Origin of the sequence: Streptomyces camelliae, from assembly GCF_027625935.1 — a bacterium.
Classification (GTDB): Bacteria; Actinomycetota; Actinomycetes; order Streptomycetales; family Streptomycetaceae; genus Streptomyces; species Streptomyces camelliae.
Genome location: NZ_CP115300.1, coordinates 2247790 through 2269826 on the forward strand (window position 1 = coordinate 2247790; position 22037 = coordinate 2269826).

The 22037-nt window shown below is 69.9% G+C and carries 17 protein-coding genes; 8 read left to right on the forward strand and 9 right to left on the reverse strand.

Features of this window, described 5'->3' with window-relative positions:
* Window position 1: 1 nt before the first annotated feature.
* The gene (gene hemE / locus O1G22_RS10170) at window positions 2-1069 is read right to left on the reverse strand and encodes a uroporphyrinogen decarboxylase (RefSeq protein WP_270081057.1); all 1068 of its coding nucleotides are present in this window, start codon (window positions 1067-1069) and stop codon (window positions 2-4) included.
* A gap of 98 nt (window positions 1070-1167) precedes the next feature.
* Here hemE and O1G22_RS10175 point away from each other — a divergent pair, with 98 nt between their 5' ends.
* From O1G22_RS10175 to O1G22_RS10185, 3 genes are all read left to right on the forward strand, one after another.
* Complete coding sequence (locus tag O1G22_RS10175) at window positions 1168-1845, forward strand: DUF3000 domain-containing protein (RefSeq protein ID WP_225095566.1); 678 nt, start codon at window positions 1168-1170, stop codon at window positions 1843-1845.
* 293 nt (window positions 1846-2138) lie between these two features.
* Window positions 2139-2795: a response regulator transcription factor gene (locus O1G22_RS10180; RefSeq protein ID WP_031169226.1), complete on the forward strand. Its 657-nt coding sequence runs from the start codon at window positions 2139-2141 to the stop codon at window positions 2793-2795.
* A 134-nt stretch (window positions 2796-2929) separates the two neighbouring features.
* Window positions 2930-4222, forward strand: coding sequence for a ribonuclease D (locus O1G22_RS10185; protein ID WP_270081058.1), 1293 nt, complete (start codon window positions 2930-2932; stop codon window positions 4220-4222).
* Between the two features lie 2 nt (window positions 4223-4224).
* On the opposite strand, the gene O1G22_RS10190 is transcribed toward O1G22_RS10185, so the two are convergent.
* The 3 genes from O1G22_RS10190 to O1G22_RS10200 are packed head-to-tail and all read right to left on the reverse strand — an operon-like array spanning window position 4225 to window position 7270.
* On the reverse strand, window positions 4225-5055 hold the full coding sequence (locus O1G22_RS10190; RefSeq protein ID WP_270081059.1) for a carbohydrate ABC transporter permease: 831 nt from the start codon (window positions 5053-5055) through the stop codon (window positions 4225-4227).
* Window positions 5052-5951 (reverse strand): carbohydrate ABC transporter permease, encoded by a 900-nt coding sequence (locus O1G22_RS10195; RefSeq protein WP_270081060.1) that lies wholly within the window; start codon window positions 5949-5951, stop codon window positions 5052-5054. Before O1G22_RS10195 ends, O1G22_RS10190 begins: the two co-directional genes overlap by 4 nt.
* Window positions 5951-7270, reverse strand: a complete 1320-nt coding sequence (locus tag O1G22_RS10200; RefSeq protein ID WP_270081061.1) for an ABC transporter substrate-binding protein — start codon at window positions 7268-7270, stop codon at window positions 5951-5953. The genes O1G22_RS10195 and O1G22_RS10200 overlap by 1 nt, the downstream gene beginning before the upstream one ends.
* A 154-nt stretch (window positions 7271-7424) precedes the next feature.
* Here O1G22_RS10200 and O1G22_RS10205 point away from each other — a divergent pair, with 154 nt between their 5' ends.
* From O1G22_RS10205 to O1G22_RS10225, 5 genes are all read left to right on the forward strand, one after another.
* Window positions 7425-9818: a glycoside hydrolase family 2 protein gene (locus tag O1G22_RS10205; protein WP_270081062.1), complete on the forward strand. Its 2394-nt coding sequence runs from the start codon at window positions 7425-7427 to the stop codon at window positions 9816-9818.
* Complete coding sequence (locus O1G22_RS10210) at window positions 9818-10855, forward strand: LacI family DNA-binding transcriptional regulator (RefSeq protein ID WP_270081063.1); 1038 nt, start codon at window positions 9818-9820, stop codon at window positions 10853-10855. The genes O1G22_RS10205 and O1G22_RS10210 overlap by 1 nt, the downstream gene beginning before the upstream one ends.
* Before the next feature lie 99 nt (window positions 10856-10954).
* Window positions 10955-12172 carry a thiolase family protein gene (locus tag O1G22_RS10215; protein WP_270081064.1) on the forward strand — a complete coding sequence of 406 codons (1218 nt, stop codon included), beginning with the start codon at window positions 10955-10957 and terminating at the stop codon, window positions 12170-12172.
* Complete coding sequence (locus tag O1G22_RS10220; RefSeq protein ID WP_270081065.1) at window positions 12169-14298, forward strand: 3-hydroxyacyl-CoA dehydrogenase NAD-binding domain-containing protein; 2130 nt, start codon at window positions 12169-12171, stop codon at window positions 14296-14298. The genes O1G22_RS10215 and O1G22_RS10220 overlap by 4 nt, the downstream gene beginning before the upstream one ends.
* A 116-nt stretch (window positions 14299-14414) precedes the next feature.
* Complete coding sequence (locus O1G22_RS10225; protein WP_270081066.1) at window positions 14415-14831, forward strand: PIN domain-containing protein; 417 nt, start codon at window positions 14415-14417, stop codon at window positions 14829-14831.
* 8 nt (window positions 14832-14839) lie between these two features.
* Here O1G22_RS10225 and O1G22_RS10230 read toward each other — a convergent pair whose 3' ends face one another.
* The 5 genes from O1G22_RS10230 to O1G22_RS10250 all read right to left on the reverse strand — a co-directional run bounded on the left by O1G22_RS10230 (window position 14840) and on the right by O1G22_RS10250 (window position 21966).
* The gene (locus O1G22_RS10230) at window positions 14840-16345 is read right to left on the reverse strand and encodes an amino acid permease (RefSeq protein ID WP_270081067.1); all 1506 of its coding nucleotides are present in this window, start codon (window positions 16343-16345) and stop codon (window positions 14840-14842) included.
* A gap of 163 nt (window positions 16346-16508) precedes the next feature.
* On the reverse strand, window positions 16509-18437 hold the full coding sequence (dxs, locus tag O1G22_RS10235) for a 1-deoxy-D-xylulose-5-phosphate synthase (RefSeq protein ID WP_270081068.1): 1929 nt from the start codon (window positions 18435-18437) through the stop codon (window positions 16509-16511).
* Window positions 18438-18564: 127 nt separating this feature from the next.
* The gene (locus O1G22_RS10240; RefSeq protein ID WP_270081069.1) at window positions 18565-19875 is read right to left on the reverse strand and encodes a sugar ABC transporter permease; all 1311 of its coding nucleotides are present in this window, start codon (window positions 19873-19875) and stop codon (window positions 18565-18567) included.
* Window positions 19872-20663: an ATP-binding cassette domain-containing protein gene (locus tag O1G22_RS10245; RefSeq protein WP_270081070.1), complete on the reverse strand. Its 792-nt coding sequence runs from the start codon at window positions 20661-20663 to the stop codon at window positions 19872-19874. The genes O1G22_RS10240 and O1G22_RS10245 overlap by 4 nt, the downstream gene beginning before the upstream one ends.
* Window positions 20664-20850: 187 nt before the next feature.
* Window positions 20851-21966 carry a substrate-binding domain-containing protein gene (locus O1G22_RS10250; RefSeq protein WP_270081071.1) on the reverse strand — a complete coding sequence of 372 codons (1116 nt, stop codon included), beginning with the start codon at window positions 21964-21966 and terminating at the stop codon, window positions 20851-20853.
* Window positions 21967-22037: the final 71 nt, after the last annotated feature.

The following is a 22037-nucleotide window of genomic DNA, read 5'->3' on the forward strand; positions in this document are numbered from 1 at the left end:
GTCAGCGTGCGGTGGCGGTGTGGACGTAGTCCACGAGCCGGGTCAGCGCGTCCGGGTCGGTGTTCGGCATGACGCCGTGGCCGAGGTTGAAGACGTGGCCCTCCAGACCGGCGGCCGCGTCCAGCACCTCGCGGGCCTTGGCCTCGACGGTGTTCTTGTCGGTGAACAGCACCGTCGGGTCGAGATTGCCCTGGAGCGCCTTGCCGGGGCCGACGCGGCGGGCGGCCTCGTCCAGCGGGACGCGCCAGTCGACGCCGACGACATCCGCGCCGGCCTCGCCCATGAGCTGCAGCAGCTCACCGGTGCCGACACCGAAGTGGATGCGCGGGACGCGGTATCCGGCGACGGCGTCGAAGACCTTCGCCGAGGCGGGCATGACCGACTTCCGGTAGTCGGCGGGGGCGAGCGCGCCGGCCCAGGAGTCGAAGAGCTGGACCGCGCTCGCGCCGGCCTCGATCTGGACCTTCAGGAACGCGGACGTGATGTCCGCGAGCCGGTCGAGCAGGTCGGCCCACAGCTCGGGGTCGGCGTACATCATCGCCTTGGCGTTCTCGTACGTGCGCGACGGGCCGCCCTCGACGAGGTAGCTCGCGAGGGTGAAAGGCGCGCCCGCGAAACCGATCAGCGGGGTGGCGCCCAGCTCACGGGTCAGCAGGCCGATGGCCTCGGTGACGTAGGAGACGTCCTCGGGGGTGAGGTCACGGAGCTGGCCGAGGTCGGCGCGCGTGCGGATCGGGCGCTCGACGACCGGGCCGACGCCGGGCTTGATGTCGAGGTCGATACCGATGGCCTTGAGAGGGACGACGATGTCGCTGTAGTAGATCGCCGCGTCCACGTTGTGCCGGCGCACGGGCTGGAGTGTGATCTCGGTGACCAGCTCGGGCCGCGTGCACGACTCCAGCATGGGGACGCCCTCGCGCACCTTGCGGTACTCCGGCAGCGAGCGGCCGGCCTGCCGCATGAACCACACGGGCGTGTGCGGCACGGCTTCACGCCGGCACGCCCTGAGGAAAGCGCTGTCGTACGTCGCGGTCGGCTGCTGGCCCGAGGGGCTTCCGTTGGCACTCACGACGGCAAGTCTCGCACGGCCGCGAGGAGAGAAGTGCCGCAGCCCTCAGGGGGTGTCTTGCCCTGCACGGAGCCGCGCTTCCCCTTACTCTTCCCCGCATGGCTGGGGCTCAGGGACGAATGTCGGACAGCGCTGACGGAATGGGCGACGTGAAGGACACCGAGGAGGCGGACCGGCACTCCCCTGCGTCGGGCCCGCCGGCGTTCCGGGCCGCGGTGGAGGCGCTGCGCGGCTGCCGGCTGCGGCCGCAGGTCGAGGTGGAACCGACGCCCGCGCCGCAGCGGCTGGCGCCGTACGCGTACGCGCTGGAGGCCGTGGTGGTCGACGGTGAGCAGGAGCTGGCCGACGGGCGGCTGGTGCTGCTGCACGACCCCGCCGGGCACGACGCCTGGCAGGGGACGTTCCGGCTGGTGACGCTGGTGCGCGCGGAGCTGGAGCCGGAGATGGCGGCGGATCCGCTGCTTCCGGAGGTGTGCTGGTCGTGGCTGACCGGGGCGCTGCAGGCGCGCGGGCTGGGTTACGGCGAGCCGAGCGGGACGATCACGCGCGCGAGTTCGCACTACTTCGGCGGGCTGGCCGAGCGGCCCGCCGCCTCACAGATCGAGATCCGGGCCTCCTGGACGCCCCGCGAGGGCCTGGGCGGCGTCCCGGACACGGCCTCCCATCTGGCCTCCTGGTGCGATCTGCTGGCCCAGGTCGCGGGGCTGCCGCCGGCCGGTCCGGGCGATGCCTCGGTGGTGACGCTGCCGCAGCGCAGGGGTCCGCAGTCGCGCTGAGATGATCACACGATCCCGCCGGTTCTCCGGGGGTGTCCCTCTCATGGCGGCCCCATTGACCATCTCTTTGTCGATACGGCCACTTTCGAACCCCGAATGACATCCGCTTGAACCGACTCGATCTTCGGATGATCGATCGCGTGTCCGAATTGCACAGATTGTTACTCACTAGATCGTGATCATTCTCTAAAGGCGGATGAGTTTGCTGCCGAAGACGACTGTGACCTTGAAAGCACGGTTCGTCCCGGCTGAATCCCCACAAGCCGGCCCCGTCCCCCCACCCAGGAGGCCTGGTGTCCGTTCTCCTAGAGCAGCCCGCAAGCCTGGTCGCCTACCGCCCGAACAAGCCGACCGCCATGGTGGTCGTGGCCGACCCGCGCGTCCGCTCCACCGTCACCCGCCATCTGTGGGCGCTGGGCGTGCGCGATGTCATCGAGGCCTCGTCCGTCGCGGAGGCTCGTCCCCGCATCGGCAACCCCCGCGACATCTGCGTCGCCGACGTCCACCTGCCCGACGGCTCCGGCCTGACCCTGCTGTCCGAGACCCGCGCGGCGGGCTGGCCCAACGGGCTGGCGCTCTCCGCCGCCGACGACATCGGCGCGGTCCGCAACGCGCTGGCCGGCGGGGTCAAGGGCTATGTCGTCACCGGTACCCGCACCAACATCGGACTTCCCGCCCGGCCCGGCGCCGCTCCCCTCGGCGCCGCCCGGATGCACCGCCGCCCCCCGGGTGCCCCGAGCCACCCGGGCGGCTACCGCGAACTGTCCGGCCGCGAGGTCGAGGTGCTCCGCCTCGTCGCGGAGGGCCAGTCCAACAAGGCCATCGGCGTCTCGATGGGCCTGTCCGCCCTGACCGTGAAGAGCCACCTCGCCCGCATCGCCCGCAAACTGGGCACCGGTGACCGGGCCGGCATGGTCGCCGTGGCCCTGCGCACCGGGATCATCCACTGAGCCGTTCGGAGCAGTGGACGGTTCACTCACGCGAGGTGCATGTGTCCCCGAGCTGACCGGTTTACGACCCTCCGGCGCCCGTCGACGGAACGTTACGTCGACGGGCGCCGTCCATACACGGATACCCTTGACAGGTGACCGACGCCCAAGACACCGCAGCAGACAGCTCCCTGCGCATCACCGGAGGCACTCCTCCGGACGACGCCGGATCTTCTGTCATGGGGGCGCCGACACCGCTGCTCGAACCCCGCGAGGGCATTCCGCCGGTGATCGCCGACGAGGCCGCCCTCGCCGAGGTGATCTCCGCCTTCGCCGCCGGCTCCGGCCCCGTAGCCGTCGACGCCGAGCGCGCCTCCGGCTACCGCTACGGCCAGCGGGCCTACCTGGTGCAGCTGCGCCGCGAGGGTGCGGGGACCGCGCTGATCGACCCGGTGGCGGTCGGCGGCGGCCTGTCCGGGCTCGGCCAGGCCCTCGCCGGGACCGAGTGGGTGCTGCACGCCGCCACCCAGGACCTGCCGTGCCTGCGTGAGATAGGCATGGTCCCGTCCCGGCTGTTCGACACCGAGCTGGCCGGCCGGCTCGCCGGCTTCCCCCGGGTCGGCCTCGGCGCCATGGTCGAGAGCGTCCTCGGGTTCGTCCTGGAGAAGGGCCACTCCGCCGTCGACTGGTCGACCCGCCCGCTGCCCGAGCCGTGGCTGCGGTACGCCGCCCTCGACGTGGAACTGCTCGTCGACCTGCGCGACGCCCTGGAGAAGGAGCTGGACCGGCAGGGCAAGCTGGAGTGGGCCCTGCAGGAGTTCGACGCGATCGCGGCGGCGCCGCCCGCCGAGCCGCGCAAGGATCCCTGGCGTCGTACGTCCGGCATGCACAAGGTGCGCAGACGCCGGCAGCTCGGGGTCGTACGGGAGCTGTGGGAGACGCGGGACCGCATCGCCCAGCGCCGGGACGTCTCGCCCGGCAAGGTGCTCGGTGACGCCGCCATCGTGGAGGCGGCGCTCTCTCTTCCGGCCAACGTCCATGCGCTCGCGGCACTGAACGGGTTCGGGCATCGGATGGGGCGACGGCAGCTGGAGCAGTGGCAGGCGGCCGTCGACCGGGCCAAGGCCCTGCCGGATTCCGCGCTGCCTCAGCCAGGGCAGCCGGTCACGGGGCCTCCGCCGCCGCGGGCCTGGGCCGACAAGGATCCGGCCGCCGCGGCCCGGCTGTCCGCCGCCCGCGCGGGGGTCACCGCTCTTGCCGAGCAGCTCAACCTGCCCCAGGAGAACCTGGTGTCCCCGGACACGGTGCGGCGTATCTGCTGGGAGCCGCCGAAGGCGGCCGACGGGGAGGCCGTGGCTGCCGCACTGGTGGGATTCGGTGCGCGGCCGTGGCAGGTGGAACTGGTCACGCCGGTGCTGGTGAAGGCGCTGTCCGCCAAGGAAAGCTGACCTCACCTCGTCGCTCCCCGCATGAAGCCGTTGTAGATGAATCTCTGCAGCGCCAGGAAGACGATCAGCGTCGGCAGGATCACCAGGATCGTGCCCGCCGAGATGATCTCCCAGTGGGCGCCGTAGGGGCCGCGGAAGCGGAACAGGGACGTCGAGATCACGCCAAGATCCTGGGACGGCATGTAGAGGAAAGGGATGTAGAAGTCGTTGTAGACGGCTATCCCCTTCACGATCACCACCGTGGCGATCGCCGGTTTCAGCAGCGGCAGGATGATCCGCCAGTAGATGGTGAACGCGTTCGCGCCGTCGAGACGGGCCGCCTCGTCCAGGGAGACCGGGATCGAGCGGATGAACTGCAGGAAGATGTAGATCGAGACGATGTCGGTGCCCATGTAGAGCACGATCGGCGCCCAGCGGGTGTCGAAGAGGCCGAAGCTGTTGACGATCTGGAAGGTGGCCACCTGGGTGGTCACCCCGGGGACCAGCGCGGCCAGCAGGAAGAGGGCCACGACGAGTTTCTTGAGGCGGAAGGTGAAGCGGTCGATGGCGTAGGCCGTCATCGAGCCGATCAGCACCGTGCCGGCGATGGCGAAGGCGCAGATGAAGAGCGTGTTGCCGAACGCCTGGAGCATCCGCCCGTCCTGGAACGCCTCGACGTAGTTGTGGACGTCGAGCGGGTCGTCGGGCGGGGTCAGGGCTCCGCTGCCGTCCGTCATCTCCTTCGACGACTTCAGGGACGTGAGCAGGACCACGCCGAGCGGGAGCAGGACCACGAGCGTGGCCGCGATCAGGGTGGCGTAGACGAGGGCACGGAGGGCGCGGCGGCGGCTCATACGAGGTCCGCCCGGTCGTCGGGGACGAGGCGGCGCTGCACCCAGGTCACCGCCAGGACGATCAGCAGCAGGACCACGGCGGCGGCCGAGGCGAGCCCCGTCTTGTTGTACTGGAAGGCCAGCTTCACCGTCTGCGTCACGAACGTCTCGGTGCCGGTCGCGCCGCCGGTCATGATGTACGGCACCTCGAAGACCGACAGCGAGCCGGAGACGGAGAGGATCACGGTGAGCGTGACCACCGGCTTGATACCGGGCGCGATGATGTACCGGAACTGCTGCCAGCGGCTCGCGCCGTCCAGCTCGGCCGCCTCGTACAGCTCGCCCGGGATGGACTGGATCGCGCCGAGGAAGAGCACGAAGTTCAGGCCCGTGTAGCGCCACACCGAGACACCGGCGAGGGAGATGTTCGCGGAGACCGGGGTACCGAGCCAGGCGTGGCCGGTGTGGACGCCGAACAGGCCGAGCACGGTGTCGAGGGTGCCGCCGTCCTGGAAGAAGTAGAGGAAGACGAAACCGATGGCGACCCCGTTGATCAGGGACGGGAAGAACAGCACGCCCTTGAAGAAGTTCCGGAAGCGGACCTTGAAGCTGAGGATCGTCGCGAAGTACAGCGCGGCGACGATCTGGACGGCGGAGGCGGCCAGGTAGTAGCCGCTGACGAAGAACACCTCGAAGAGGTCCTGGCGGGTGAAGATCTCGGCGTAGTTGTGGCCGCCGGTGTAGTGGAGTTCGGGGCTGACGCCGTCCCAGTCGGTGAAGCTGTACGCGACCATGTCGGCGATCGGCGCGTAGGTGAAGGTGATCAGCAGGGCCAGGGGCACGAGGAGGAACAGCCAGGGGGTGAGGGCGCGCCACCCCTGACCGCGGCGGCGCGCCTGCCCGGGGGCGCCCGGCATCAGGAGCCCACCCGCTTCTCGGCCTCGGTCCACTTCGTGCCGAGGCCGGTGAGGAAGTCGTCGAGGCTGCCGGAGCCGACGCCCCGGGCGAGGTCCACGAGCTTCTGCCGGTAGTCGGGGGTGTTGATGCCGACCTCGGACTCGGAGTCGATCAGCTTGACCTTGGCGCCGTCGGTGTCGTCCAGCTCGATCAGCTTCACGCCCGCGTCCTCGTACGGCTTCAGGACCACCGGAAGGGGTGCGTTCTTGAGCGGGGAGATCGCCAGGTTGTCCTTGTCGTAGCCGGAGTTGTCGGTGAACCAGTCGATCCAGGCGCGCGCCGCCTCCTTGTGCTTCGAGTGGATGTTGACGGCCTGGTTGTAGTCGGGGCCGACAACGGCACAGAATTTTCCGCCCACTTGGGTCGGGAAGGGCATGAAGCCGATGTCGTCGGGGTTCACGCCGGCCTTCTTCGCCGCGTCCTGGAACTGGATGATCGCCCAGGTGCCCAGCCACTGCGTGGCGATCTTTCCCTGGGCCAACTGCCCCTTGGACGCCTCCCAGTTGGTGGTCGTCGGGTCCTTCTCCGCGAGGCCCTGGTGGACGATGTCGTAGAGCAGGGTGTCGCCGACGCGCAGGTCTGCGCCCTGGGCCCACGGATTGCCGTCGGCGAGCTTGGTGGTGGCGCCGGTGTCGCAGTGCACCGAGCCGTTGACGAACGTCCAGGAGGTGAGCGGCCACTGGGCGGCGAAGTTGGTGTAGTACGGGATCGCGCCGGTCTTCTGCTTGATCGCCTTGAGGTCGGCGAGGAACTCGGCCGGGGTGGTCGGCCATTGGCCGACGCCCGCCTGTTTCCAGACGCGCTTGTTGTAGACGAAGCCCGGCATCACGCCGATGGGACTCTGGCCGTACACCTTGCCGTCGACGGTGGTGAAGTCGGTGAACCGGTACTTCTTCGACCGCTCGGCCCGGGTGCCGAGGGACGCGAAGAACTTCGGGTAGTCGCTCTTCTTGACGACGCCGGGGATCAGCAGGACGTCACCGTAGTTGTCGGTGTTCATCCGGATCTTGACCTCGGACTCGTAGTTGGTGAGGGCCTGGAACTTCACCTTCACCTTCGGGTACGTCCGGTTGAACGCGGCCGCGTAGCGGTCCATCGTCCCGTCCGCCACGAGGTCGGTGCGCTGGGTGAGGACGGTGATGGTCCCGCTCACCGTCGCCGGGTCGGTGGGCGCCTTGGCGTCCTCGGCCTTGGTGGTGCCCCCGGTGCCGGTGCAGCCCGCGAGCAGGAGAGCGGCGGCCCCCAGGGCCGTGGCGAGTGCGGTCGTACGGCGGTTCATGTGCATCCACTCCGTTCTGAGGAGACGGAAGAGCACGTACGGGTTGGCTGATTCGGCACTCTGACAGCGCTTTCCTCAACCGGTAAAGTCCCAATCCCGCCAAGGATGCGGAGAGTACGCCCAGTGCTGGAGTAGACCGGTTTAGGGAGTGCGCATGCTGGAGGTCACGCCGTTCGGCGAGGGATGGGTCCTGGAGTACGAGGGGCGGGAGCTGCCCGCCGCCGTGCCGGGATGCGTGCACACCGATCTGCTCGCCGCCGGGGTGATCCCGGACCCTTTTCTCGGGCGCAACGAGACCGGGGCGGCCTGGGTCGGGCGGCGCGAATGGACGTACACGACCGAGCTGAGCGCGGCGAACGGGCAGGAGCGGACCGACCTCGTCTTCGACGGGCTCGACACCGCCGCCGAGATCACGCTCGACGGTCGGCTCCTGGGCCGCACGAGGAACATGCACCGGTCCTACCGCTTCCCCGTGACCGGGTCGGCGGGCCGGCTGGCGGTACGGTTCGCGTCCGCCTACAGCGAGGCGGAGGCGGTGCGCGACCGGCTGGGTGAGCGGCCCGCCGCCTATGCCGAGCCCTATCAGTACCTGCGCAAGATGGCGTGTTCCTTCGGCTGGGACTGGGGGCCGACCCTGGTGACGGCCGGGATCTGGCGGCCGGTGCGGCTGGAGCACTGGTCGACGGCCCGGATCAGCCGGGTGCGGCCGCTCGTCACCGTGCACCAGGGCGCGGGTGTCGTGGAGTTGCGCGTCGAGGTGGAGCGCTCGGACGCCGCGGCGCGGCTCATCGTCGAGGCGCGGGTGGGCGGGCAGGTGGCGCGGACACGGCTGACGGGCAGCGCCGGGGCGGTACGGCTGCGGGTGCCGGACGTACGGCTGTGGTGGCCGCGCGGCTACGGAGAACAGCCGCTGTACGACGTCGAGTTGACCCTGTCGAGCGAAGAGGTGCCGCTGGACGTGTGGCGGCGGCGCGTCGGCTTCCGCACGGTGGAGCTGGACCGGCGCCCGGACGCGCACGGCACCGGGTTCACGCTGGTCGTCAACGGGGAGCGGCTGTTCGCGCGGGGCGTCAACTGGATCCCGGACGACGTGTTCCCGTCCCGGGTGACACGCGAGCGGTACCGGGAGCGGCTGGGGCAGGCGGCCGCCGCAAACGTGGACCTGGTCCGGGTGTGGGGCGGCGGGATCTACGAGAGCGAGGACTTCTACGACGCCTGCGACGACCTCGGCCTGCTGGTCTGGCAGGATTTCCCGTTCGCCTGCGCCGCCTACCCGGAGGAGCAGCCGCTGCGCGGCGAGGTCGAGGCGGAGGCCCGCGAGAACGTCGTACGGCTGATGCCGCATCCCTCACTGGTGCTGTGGAACGGCAACAACGAGAACCTGTGGGGTTTCCGGGACTGGGACTGGGAGCGGCGGCTGGCCGGGGAGTCCTGGGGCGAGGGGTACTACCTGGGGCTGCTGCCGCGTGTGGTGGCCGAGCTGGATCCCACGCGGCCGTACACGGCGGGCAGTCCCTGGTCCGGCTCCTGGGACCGTCACCCCAACGACCCGGCGCACGGCACGCATCATTCGTGGGAGGTGTGGAACCGGGAGGACTACGCGGCCTACCGGAGCGAAGTCCCGCGTTTCGTGGCCGAGTTCGGCTGGCAGGCGCCGCCCGCGTACGCCACCCTGCGCCGCGCGCTGCCCGCCGAGGAGCTCGCTCCGGACTCCCCCGGCATGCTGCACCACCAGAAGGCCGACGACGGCAACGGCAAGCTGGAGCGCGGGCTCGCCCGGCATTTCGCCGTGCCGGCAGGAGACTTCGACCGCTGGCACTACCTCACCCAGGTCAACCAGGCGCGGGCGGTGGCCGCCGGGATCGAGCACTGGCGGGCGCACTGGCCGGTGTGCGCGGGCACGGTCGTCTGGCAGCTCAACGACTGCTGGCCGGTGACCTCGTGGGCGGCGGTCGACGGGGACGGACGCGAGAAACCGCTGTACCACGAACTGAAACGGCTCTACGCCGACCGGCTGCTCACGCTCCACGTGCGCAGCGGGAAGCTGGTCCTGGCCGCCGTCAACCAGTCCGCCGACGCCTGGTCCGGGTCGGTGACGCTGCGCCGGATGACCGTCGACGGGCAGGTGCTGGGCGGGGCGAGCATGGCGCTGGAGGTCGCCGCGCGGGCGGTCACGGACCTCGTCGTACCGCCCGAACTGCGGCCCGACGGGCCCAAGGAGTTCCTGGTCGCCGACGCGTGGGGAGGGCTGCGGGCCCTGCACTTTCCGGTACCGGACCGCGAAATCCCTTATGTGCGGCCGGAGTTCGATGTGGCGATGGCCCCGGGGGCGGTGACGGTCACGGCTCGTACGCTGGTGCGCGATCTGCTGCTCCAGGCCGACCGGCTGGACCCGGCCGCACGGGCCGATCGAGGGCTGGTCACGCTGCTGCCGGGCGAACGGGTCACGATCGGGGTGACCGGATGGCGGACTCCCGATCCGTCCGCCGCCCGCCGCGCCCTGTACTGCATGGAGCCCGACCCGATGGATCGTACGGAGCCCGCCTGATGACCTCGCCGCCGCCCGACCGCGTGACGATCAAGGACGTCGCCGCGCGTGCCGGGGTGTCCAAGGGGGCCGTGTCGCTGGCCTTCAACCACAAGCCGGGGCTGTCGGAGGCCACTCGGGACCGGATCTTCGCGGCGGCCCGGGAGCTGGGCTGGGCACCGAGCAGCACCGCGCGGTCGCTGGCCGGGGCGCGGGTGGACGTGGTGGGGCTGGCGATCTGCCGGCCGGCCCGGCTGCTCGGCCTGGAGCCGTTCTACATGGAGTTCGTGTCGGGCGTGGAGAGCGTGCTGAGCGAGCACTCCTGCTCGCTGCTGCTGCGGCTGGTGCGCAGTCCGCAGGAGGAGGCCGGGCTGCTGGAGTCGTGGTGGCGGGGGCGGCACATCGGCGGCTCGATCCTGGTCGACCTGCGCGCCGACGACCCCCGGGTGCCGGCCGCCCGGCGGCTCGGGCTGCCCGTCGTCGCCGTGGGGCATCCCTCCCTCACCGGCGGACTCACCTCCGTGTGGACCGACGACACCACGGCCGTCACCGAGGCGGTGCGCTATCTCGCGGCGCTCGGGCACCGGCGGATCGCCCGGGTCGGCGGGGCGGCGGCCCTCGGCCACACCGGCATCCGCGCGGCGGCCTTCGACGAGGTCGCGCGGGCGCTGGAGCTGGCCGGGGCGTGGCAGGTGGCGACCGACTTCTCCGGCGAGTCCGGGGCGCGGGCGACCCGCTCCCTGCTGGCGGCCGCGCCGCGGGACCGGCCGACGGCGATCGTGTACGACAACGACATCATGGCGGTGGCGGGGCTGTCGGTGGCGGCCGAGATGGGCCTGTCGGTGCCGGGCGATGTGTCGTTGCTGGCGTGGGACGACTCGCAGCTGTGCCGGCTGACGCATCCGATGCTGTCGGCGATGAGCCACGATGTGCACGGCTTCGGGGCGGAGGTGGCCCGGACGCTGTTCGGAGTGATCGCCGGGGAGGGTGCGGGGTCTCATCCGGTGCCGACGCCGGTGCTGACGCCGAGAGGGTCGACGGCGCCTCCGGATGTGTGACGTTCACCGCTACGGGCGGGGGGACTGGGCAGCTACATTACTCACAAGTAGCATGGTTGTGAGCAAGCGCTCAGCGTCCCATTCTGGAGGAGAGCCATCGTGCCTCGTACCGTCAGGGACGTCGTCTTCGTCGACGGCGTCCGCACCCCGTTCGGCAAGGCGGGCCCGAAGGGCATCTACCACGAGACCCGCGCCGACGACCTTGTCGTGAAGGCGATCCGGGAGCTGCTGCGCCGCAACCCCGGTCTGGACCCGAAGCAGATCGACGAGGTCGCCATCGCCGCGACCACGCAGATCGGTGACCAGGGCCTGACCCTCGGCCGTACGGCCGGCATCCTCGCGGGCCTGCCGCAGTCGGTGCCGGGCTACTCGATCGACCGCATGTGCGCCGGCGCCCTGACCGCCGTGACGACCACCGCCGGTTCGATCGCCTTCGGTGCCTACGACGCCGTCATCGCCGGTGGCGTCGAGCACATGGGCCGCCACCCGATGGGCGAGGGCGTCGACCCGAACCCGCGCTTCGTGAGCGAGAAGCTCGTCGACGAGTCGGCCCTGTTCATGGGCATGACCGCGGAGAACCTGCACGACCGCTACCCGACCATCACCAAGCAGCGTGCCGACGAGTACGCGGTGCGCTCGCAGGAGAAGGCCGCCAAGGCGTACGCCGACGGCAAGATCCAGCAGGACCTGGTGCCGATCTCGGTGCGCCGGACCAGCCCGGAGGCCGGCGAGACCGGCTGGGGTCTGGTCACGGCCGACGAGCCGATGCGTCCGGGCACCACCCTGGAGAACCTGGCGGGCCTGAAGACGCCGTTCCGCGTGCACGGCCGGGTCACCGCCGGCAACGCGGCCGGTCTGAACGACGGTGCCACCGCGTCGATCATCGCGTCCGAGGACTTCGCCCGCGAGAACAACCTGCCGGTCAAGATGCGCCTCGTCTCGTACGCCTTCGCGGGCGTCGAGCCGGAGGTCATGGGCTACGGCCCGATCCCGGCCACGGAGAAGGCCCTCGCCAAGGCGGGCCTGTCCATCTCCGACATCGGCCTGTTCGAGATCAACGAGGCCTTCGCCGTGCAGGTGCTGGCCTTCCTGGAGCACTACGGCATCGCGGACGACGACGCGCGCGTCAACCAGTACGGCGGCGCCATCGCCTTCGGTCACCCGCTGGCCTCCTCCGGTGTCCGCCTGATGACGCAGCTGGCCCGCCAGTTCGAGGAGCAGCCGCAGGTCCGCTACGGCCTGACCACCATGTGCGTCGGCTTCGGCATGGGCGCGACGGTCATCTGGGAGAACCCGCACTTCGAGGGGGACAAGTGAGCACCACCGCCGAGCTTCTGAAGCAGGCCTCCGAGCTGTTCCCCGACGAGGTCGTGACGCAGGCGCACGTACGCCACTTCGACCTCCCGTCCGGCGCGGGCCGCTTCGCGCTGATCACGCTGGACAACGGCCTGGACCACACCAAGCCGACCACCTTCGGCCCGGCCTCGCTGGCGAACCTCGACGCCGCGATCGACCAGGTCGAGAAGGAGGCGGCGGACGGCGAGATCGTCGGCGTCGGCATCACCGGCAAGCCGTTCATCTTCGCGGTCGGCGCCGACCTCAAGGGCGTGGAGATCCTCAAGGAGCACGAGCACGCGCTCGCCATCGGCAAGGGCGGCCACGAGGTCTTCAAGCGCCTGGCCAAGCTGGCCGTGCCGACCTTCGCGTACTACAACGGTGCCGCGATGGGCGGCGGCGTCGAGGTCGGTCTGCACTGCTCCTACCGGACCGTCTCCAAGGCGATCCCGGCGTTCTCGCTCCCCGAGGTCTTCCTCGGTCTGGTCCCCGGCTGGGGCGGCTGCACGCTGCTGCCGAACCTGATCGGCGCCGACAAGGCCGTCTCGGTCATCATCGAGAACAGCCTCAACCAGAACAAGCAGCTCAAGGGCCAGCAGGTCTTCGACCTCGGTATCGCGGACGCGATCTTCGAGGGCGCCGACTTCCTGGAGCAGTCGCTGATCTGGACCGCGCAGGTCCTCAAGGGCGACGTCCAGGTCGACCGTCCGGTGATCGACCGTGGTGAGGCCTGGGACCAGGCCGTCGCCAAGGGCCGGTTCATCGCGGACTCCAAGGTGCACGGCGCGGCCCCGGCCGCCTACCGCGCCCTGGACATCATCGCCGCCGCCAAGAACGGCGACCTGCAGCAGGGCTACGACGCCGAGGACCAGGCACTCGCCGACCTCATCATGGGTGGCGAACTGCGCGCCGGCATCTACGCGTTCAACCTCGTCCAGAAGCGCGGCAAGCGTCCCGCCGGTGCCCCGGACAAGAACCTGGCGCGTCCGGTCACCAAGGTGGGCGTGGTCGGCGCGGGCCTCATGGCCTCGCAGCTGGCGCTCCTCTTCCTGCGCCGCCTGGAGGTGCCGGTCGTGCTGACCGACATCGACCAGGAGCGCGTCGACAAGGGTGTGGGCTACGTCCACACCGAGATCGACAAGCTGCTCGGCAAGGGCCGGATCAACCAGGACAAGGCCAACCGCCTCAAGGCGCTGGTCACCGGTGTGCTGGACAAGGCCGAGGGCTTCGCGGACGCGGACTTCATCATCGAGGCCGTCTTCGAGGAGATCGGCGTCAAGCAGCAGGTGTTCGCGGAGGTCGAGGCGGTCGCCCCGGCGCACGCGATCCTCGCGACCAACACCTCCTCGCTGTCGGTGACGGAGATGGCGTCGAAGCTGAAGCACCCCGAGCGGGTCGTCGGCTTCCACTTCTTCAACCCGGTCGCGATCCTGCCGCTGCTGGAGATCGTCCGCGGCGAGCAGACCGACGACGCCTCGCTGGCCACGGCGTTCGCCGTCGCCAAGAAGCTGAAGAAGACCGCGGTGCTGGTCAAGGACGCCCCGGCGTTCGTCGTGAACCGCATCCTGACCCGCTTCATGGGCGAGATCCAGAACGTCATCGACGAGGGCACCCCGGTCGACGTCGCCGAGAAGGCCGTCGAGCCGCTCGGTCTGCCGATGTCCCCGCTGGTGCTGCTGGAGCTGGTCGGTCCCGCGATCGGCCTGCACGTCTCGGAGACCCTCAACCGGGCCTTCCCGGAGCGCTTCACGGTCTCGCCGAACCTCGCGGCCGTCGTCAAGGCGGGCAAGCGCGGCTTCTACGTCTACGACAGCGGCAAGCCGGAGCTGGACCCGGAGGTCGCCGCGCTGCTCAAGCAGGGCGACGTCGTCCTGACCGAGGAGCAGGTGCGGGCGCGGGTGCTCGACGCGGTGGCGCAGGAGATCGGGCTCATGCTCGACGAGGGTGTCGTCGCCGAGGCCCAGGACATCGACCTGTGCCTGATCACGGGCGCCGGCTGGCCCTTCCACCTGGGCGGCATCACGCCGTACCTGGACCGCGAGGGTGTCTCCGAGCGCGTGAACGGCAAGAAGTTCCTGGCCCAGGGCGTGGCCAGCGTCCCCGCGTAACACCGGGTACATGACGAAGGGCCCCCGCGGCGGCGGGGGCCCTTTCGCATGCTCCGCGCCCGGCCCGTGGCAGACTGCGAGCGTCACCACCCCGGCGGAGCGAGGCTGTTACCACCATGACGGACCCAGTGGACCCGGTCGGGGCGGCAGGCATGGCGCGTGCGGGGGTTCCCCTGATCGTCGTCGACGGGGCGAACGTCGTCGGTTCGGTGCCCGACGGCTGGTGGCGTGACCGCCGAGGGGCCGCGGAGCGGCTGCGGGACCGGCTGGTGCCGTTCGCGCTGTCCGGCGCGGGTGGCCTCGCCGGGCCGGTCGAGCTGGTCCTGGTGGTGGAGGGCGCGGCCCGTGGCGTGGCCTCTGTGCCCGGGGTGCGGGTCGAGGACGCGCCCGGCAGTGGGGACGACCGCATCGTGGAGGTCGCGGCGACGGCCGGCGAGCGCCCCTGCCTGGTCGTCACCGCCGACCGTGGACTGCGCCGCCGGGTCGAGGAACTCGGCGCCCGGGTCACCGGCCCGCGCGCCGTCCTGAGCTGAACCGGCCCTCACCGTCGCGGTGCCTGGCCGGCGCCCTCCCGCTCGCGCAGGGCCAGCCTGCTGTGGGTGCGGCCGTAGAGGAAGTAGACGAAGAAACCGATCACCATCCAGATGGCGAACCGCAGCCAGGTCTCGGCCGGCAGGTTGAGCATCAGCCACAGGGAGGCGCACACCGACAGGACCGGGATGACCGGGACCCACGGGGTGCGGAAGGCGCGGGGGAGGTCCGGGCGGGTCCGGCGCAGGATGATCACGCTGATCGCCACGACCACGAACGCGAACAGCGTGCCGATGTTCACCAGCTCGGCCAGTGCGCTCAGGCTGGTGAAGCCGGCGACGATCGCGATGATCACGCCGAGCAGGATGGTCGGCCGGTGCGGGGTCTTGAAGCGGGGGTGGACGTGGGAGAAGAAGCGCGGCAGCAGGCCGTCGCGGCTCATCGCGAAGAAGACGCGGGTCTGGCCGAGGAGCAGGATCATGCAGACCGTGGTCAGGCCGATCGCCGCGCCGAAGCTGATCACGCCCGCGTACCAGGGGTGCCCGATGGCCTTGAAGGCGTCGGCGAGCGGGGCCGCCACGGACAGCATGGTGTACTTCTGCATGCCGGTGACGACGATCGACACGGCGACGTAGAGCACGGTGCAGATGAAGAGCGAGCCCAGGATTCCGCGCGGCATGTCCCGCTGCGGGTTACGGGTCTCCTCCGCGGCCGTGGCCACGATGTCGAAGCCGATGAAGGCGAAGAACACCACCGAGGCGGCCGTGAAGATGCCCATCACGCCGAAGTTGGCCGGCGCCCAGCCGAACATCAGCTGGATCAGCGGCGCCTTCAGGTTGCCGCCCGCCGGCACCGGCTGGGACGGCGGGATGAACGGCTTGTAGTTGCCGCCGTTGATGAAGAACGCGCCGGCGATGATCACGATGAGCACGACGACCACCTTGACGGCGACGACGAGCGAGGTGATCCGGGCCGACAGCTTCATGCCGAGGACGAGGATGCCGGTGAGCACGAGCACCAGCGCGGCGGCGAGGACGTCGAAGCCGAAGCCGGTGGCGTTGTCCCGGCCGGCCAGGTAGTCCGGCAGATGCCAGCCCGCGTTGTCCAGCAGCGAGCGGATGTAGCCGGACCAGCCGACCGCCACCACCGCCGTGCCGAGCGCGAACTCCAGGACGAGGTCCCAGCCGATGATCCAGGCGGGCAGCTCACCCAGGGAGGCGTAACTGAACGTGTACGCCGAGCCCGCCACAGGGACCGTGGACGCGAACTCGGCGTAGCACAGGGCGGCGAGCGCACACACCACACCGGCGACCACGAAGGCGAGGGACACGGCAGGTCCGGCGTTGTTCTTGGCGACCTGTCCGGTGAGGACGAAGATGCCGGTGCCGATGATGACACCGACGCCGAAGACGGTCAGGTCGAGCGCGGAGAGGGACTTCCTGAGCGAGTGCTCCGGCTCCTCGGTGTCCTGGAGGGACTGCTCGACGTTCTTCGTCCTGAACAGCGCGCTGCTCACGTGCCTACCTCCCACGCCCATGGGTTCCCGACATGACCCGGCATGCCCGAAATGATCGAGAGGGTCGGGAAGCGTATGACCCGGTATGGGCAGGTTCACGCAAACGGGCCGGTTCCGCCACCGCAAGGAGTGGCGTGACCGGCCCGTAGGGGCGCGTCGCGCGTCAGTCGCGCGCCGGCTCCACCGAGTCCACCTCGGCGGCCGTACCCTCGAACCGGCCGTCCAGCTTGGCGACCAGACCGGTGACCTGGCGGGCGATGTCGGGTGCGGTCAGACCGATCTCGGTGAGGACCTCGGCGCGGGAGGCGTGGTCGAGGAAACGCGGCGGGATGCCGAAGTCGCGCAGGGGTACGTCCACGCCCGCGTCACGCAGGGCCTGGGCGATCGCGGAGCCGACACCGCCGACGCGGCTGTTGTCCTCGACCGTGACGACGACCCGGTGCCGCTCGGCCAGCGGGGCCATGGCCTCGTCGACGGGCTTGACCCAGCGCGGGTCGACCACGGTGGTGGAGATGCCCTGCTTGTCGAGCAGGCCGGCGATATCCAGGCACATCGGGGCGAGGGCGCCCACGGAGACCAGCAGCACGTCCGGCCTGTCGGTGCCGGGCTCGCGCAGCACGTCCATGCCGCCGACGCGGCCCACGGCCGGTACGGCGGGCCCGACGGCGCCCTTGGAGAAGCGGACCACGGTCGGCGCGTCGTCGACGGCGACGGCCTCGCGCAGCTGGGCCCGCACCTGCTCGGCGTCACGCGGCGCGGCGAGCCGCAGCCCCGGCACGACCTGCAGGATCGACATGTCCCACATGCCGTTGTGCGAGGCGCCGTCGGTGCCGGTGACACCGGCCCGGTCCAGTACGAACGTCACCCCGCACTTGTGCAGGGCCACGTCCATCAGGACCTGGTCGAAGGCGCGGTTGAGGAAGGTGGCGTACACGGCGAAGACGGGGTGCAGCCCGGCGTACGCGAGGCCCGCGGCGGAGACGGCGGCGTGCTGCTCGGCGATGCCGACGTCGTAGATCCGGTCCGGGAAGGTGTCCGCGAACTTCTTCAGGCCGACCGGCTGGAGCATGGCGGCCGTGATCGCCACGATGTCGTCGCGCTCCTTGCCGAGCTGCACCATCTCGTCACCGAAGACGGAGGTCCAGTCGACGCCCGTCGCCTTGACCGGCAGGCCGGTGTCGGGGTGGATGGGGCTGATGCCGTGGAAGCGGTCGGCCTCGTCCTGGAGGGCGGGCTGGTAGCCGCGGCCCTTCTCGGTCAGGCAGTGCACGAGCACCGGGCCGCCGAACCGCTTGGCCCGCGCGAGGGCGGACTCCAGCGCCTCGATGTCGTGCCCGTCGATGGGGCCGACGTACTTCAGGCCCAGGTCCTCGAACATGCCCTGCGGGGCGATGAAGTCCTTCAGCCCCTTCTTGGCGCCGTGCAGGGTCTCGTAGAGCGGCTTGCCGACGACCGGCGTGCGCTCCAGCAGGTCCTTCCCGCGGGCCAGGAACCGCTCGTAGCCGTCCGTCGTGCGCAGCGTGGCCAGGTGGTTGGCGAGTCCGCCGATGGTGGGGGCGTACGACCGCTCGTTGTCGTTGACGACGATGACCAGCGGGCGGTCCTTGGCGTCGGCGATGTTGTTCAGCGCCTCCCAGGCCATGCCGCCGGTGAGCGCGCCGTCACCGATGACGGCGACGACATGGCTGTCCCGCTTCTTCAGCTGGTTGGCCTTGGCGATGCCGTCGGCCCAGCCGAGGACCGTGGAGGCGTGGCTGTTCTCGATGACGTCGTGGTCGGACTCGGCCTGCGAGGGGTAGCCGGACAGGCCGCCCTTCTGCCTCAGCCCGGCGAAGTCCTGCCGGCCGGTGAGCAGCTTGTGCACATAGGACTGGTGGCCGGTGTCCCAGAGCACCTTGTCCTTCGGCGAGTCGAAGACCCGGTGCAGGGCGATGGTCAGTTCCACCACACCGAGGTTGGGGCCGAGGTGGCCGCCGGTCTTGGAGACGGCGTCGACGAGGAAGGTCCGGATCTCCCCTGCCAGCTGGTCCAGCTCCTCCAGGCTGAGTCGGTCCAGATCGCGCGGTCCCCTGATGCGGGTCAGCAGCGGCACCCGTGCCTCCTTGCGTTGAGCTGATCGAGCTTTGCCGGGCTCGCCCGAGTCTAATGTTCTTGCTTTGCCAGACATGACAGTGCCCGGCACGTTTCGACGTGCCGGGCACTGGTCCTAGCCGACGGCGTTACGCACGACCTGCGGTCTTCTGCGTCTTCCGGGTGATCGAGTCGATCACGACCGTGGTGAGCAGCACAGCCGCGGTGATCATGTACTTCACCGGCTCCGCGATGGACTCCAGCTGGAGGCCGTACTGGATCGAGACGATCACCAGCACACCGAGCAGCGCGTTCCAGGTGCGGCCCCGGCCGCCGAACAGCGACGTGCCACCGATGACGGCCGCGGCGATCGCGTTCATCAGCAGGTCACCCGTGCCGGCGCTCTGGTTGGCCGAAGCGATCTTCGACGCCAGGAACAGGCCGCCGATGGCCGCGAAACCGCCGGAGATGGCGAACACGGAGATCCGTACGGCGGTGACGTTGATGCCTGCACGCCGGGACGCCTCCACGCTGCCGCCGAGCGCGAAGATCTTGCGGCCGTACGACGTACGGCGCAGCACGAAGTCCGTGCCGATCAGGAAGGCCAGGAAGATCACCGTGGCCAGCGGCAGACCCTTGTACTGGTTGTACATGTAGGCCGCGGCGAAGGAGATCACGGCCAGCAGCGCCGTGCGCAGGATCGTGTCGCTGAGCGGCCGGGACGGCACGCCCGCGGCCTCCCGGCGGCGGTTGCCCAGGAAGGAGGAGAGGAAGAACACGGCGACCACGGCCACGGCGAGCCCGTAGGCGGCGGCCACGTCCGAGAAGTAGTACGTGGTCAGCTTGCCGACCAGACCGTTCGGGTCCAGGTTGATCGTGCCGTCGGCGCCCAGCACCTTCAGCATGAAGCCCAGCCAGAACAGCAGACCGGCCAGCGTGACGGCGAAGGCGGGGGCGCCGAGCACCGCGAAGAAGAAGCCGTGCAGCGCGCCGATGGCGATACCGGCGACGACGGCGAGGAGCACGGCCGCCCACTCGGGCCAGCCCTGGTTGACCGCGAGGACACCGGCGAGGGCGCTGGCCGCGCCGCTGACGGAGCCGACGGACAGGTCGATCTCGCCGAGCAGCAGCACGAAGACGATGCCGACCGAGATCATGCCCGTGCCGACCATCGTGATCGTGATGTCGTTGATGTTCTGCGCGGACAGGAAGTTCGAGTTCAGGACCTGGAAGATGATGCAGATGATCGCGAGGCCCAGGACGACCGGGATGGAGCCCAGCTCGCCGGCCTTCATCTTGCGCTTGAACTCGTGCCAGTAGCCGAGCAGGCCCTCTTCCTGGACCAGCAGGCGCGGGTCGACCGCGGTGACCGCGGCGGCCGCGGCCTCGGGGTTCTCCACGACGGGCGGGTCGTCCTGCGCCGGGGTCTGCTCGCTCGCGGAGGTCTTGTCGATGCTCACTTGGAAACCTCCCCGTTCGTGCGCGCCGCACGGCGGGTCACGGCGTTGTCGGTGGCGCCGGTGATGGCGGAGATGATCTCCTCCTGCGAGGTCGTCTTGACCTCGAAGACGCCGTTGTTGCGGCCGAGGCGCAGGACGGCGACCTTGTCGGCCACCGCCTTCACGTCCGCCATGTTGTGGCTGATGAGGATGACGGCGTGGCCGCGCTCGCGCAGGCGCTCCACCAGGTCGAGGACCTGGGCGGTCTGCTCGACGCCGAGGGCGGCGGTGGGCTCGTCGAGGATGACCAGCTTGGGGTCGCCGAGCATGGAGCGGGCGATGGCCACGGTCTGGCGCTGACCGCCGGAGAGCGAGGCGATCGGGATGCGGACGCTGGGGATGCGGATCGACAGCGTGGTGAGCAGCTCGCGGGAGCGGCGCTCCATCTCGACCTCGTCCAGGACGCCCCACTTCCTCAGCTCACGGCCGAGGAACAGGTTGCCGACGACGTCGATGTTGTCGCACAGCGCGAGGTCCTGGTAGACCGTCGCGATGCCCAGGGCCTGGGCGTCGTGCGGCCGGCTGATGGTGACGGCCTTGCCGTCCCACTCGATGGCACCCTCGTCGATCGGGTGCACGCCGGCGATCGTCTTGACCAGGGTGGACTTTCCGGCGCCGTTGTCGCCCACCAGGGCGACCACCTCACCGGCGTGGACCTCAAGCTCTACGTCGGTGAGCGCCTGAACGGCACCGAATCGCTTGGAGACCCCGCGCAACGCCAGCACGGGCGTAGCGGACACGTGAACCATCTCCTTCGCCGCCTGACCCGGCGGGAGGTTGTGCAGAAGTTTTTGGGGGGAATTCCGTCCGGCGCCCCGCGCCGAGCTTGCGGGGCTGTGTGTACGCGGGACGCCGGAGGAGCCTGGGGCGGTCAGTCGGCTTCCCTACGGGCATTCAAGGACGAACGCCCGTGTACGGGAAGGGACTTGACGCGGCTTACTTGAGGCCGATCTTGTCGCAGGCCGCCTTGTAGTCGGCGGTGCAGATGTCGGCGACGGTGTAGTAGCCCTGCTTGATGACCGTGTCGTTGATGTTGTCCTGGGTCAGCGAGACGACCGGGACGATGACCGACGGGACGTCCTTGGCGCTGCCGCTGGAGACCTTGTCCTTGGCGACGGAGCTCAGGTCCTGGCCCTTGGCGACGGCGACCGCCAGCTCGGCGGCGACGTTCGCCTCCTGCGGGTAGGACTTGAAGACGCTCATGTACTGCGTACCGGCGACGATGCGCTGCACACCGGCGAGCTCGGCGTCCTGGCCGGTGACCGGGACCTTGATGCCGGCCCCGCTCAGGGCGGTGATGATACCGCCGGCCATGCCGTCGTTGGCGGAGTAGACACCCGCGATGTTGTTCTTGCCGACCGCGGAGATCGCCGCCTCCATCTCGGAGTTGGCGTTGTCCGGCGACCACTCCTTGGTGTCGTACTCCTTGGCGATCGTGACCTTGCCTTCGAGGACCTCGTGGGCGCCCTTCTTGAACTGGGCGGCGTTCGGGTCGGTGACCGAGCCGTTGACCATGACGATCTTGGAGGACTTGTTGGCCTTGCTGCCCAGCGCCTTCAGCAGGGCCTGGCCCTGGGTCTTGCCGACCTCCTCGTTGTCGAACGAGGTGTAGGCGCTGATCGGGCCCTCGGCGAGGCGGTCGTAGGCGACGACCTTAATGCCGGCGTCCACGGCCTTCTGCACGGAGTTCTGGATGGCCTTGGCGTCCACCGCGTCCAGGATCAGGACGTCCACCTTGTTGGTGATCATGGTGTCGACCTGCTGGGCCTGCAGGTTCGCGTCCTGGCGGGCGTTGTTGTACTCCAGGGTCGCCTTGCCGTTCGTCAGCTCCTTGATCTTCTTCTCGATCAGCGGCCGGTCGAACTTCTCGTAACGCGCGGTCTTGTTCTCCGGAAGCAGGAGACCGACCTTGATGTTGTCGCCCTTCTTGGCGGAGGACGAGGAGGAGGAGCTGCCGCTCTTCGACTCCTTGGCGCTGCCACATGCGGCCAGCGTGACGGCCATCGCACCGGCGGCAACGACAACGGCGGCACGACGCATACGTGCGTTCACTTCAGAAACCTCCCTGACGAGGCCGCGTCGTTGCGGCCGAGGTGGCTGGAAGTCAACTCGGCCGCGAGTTC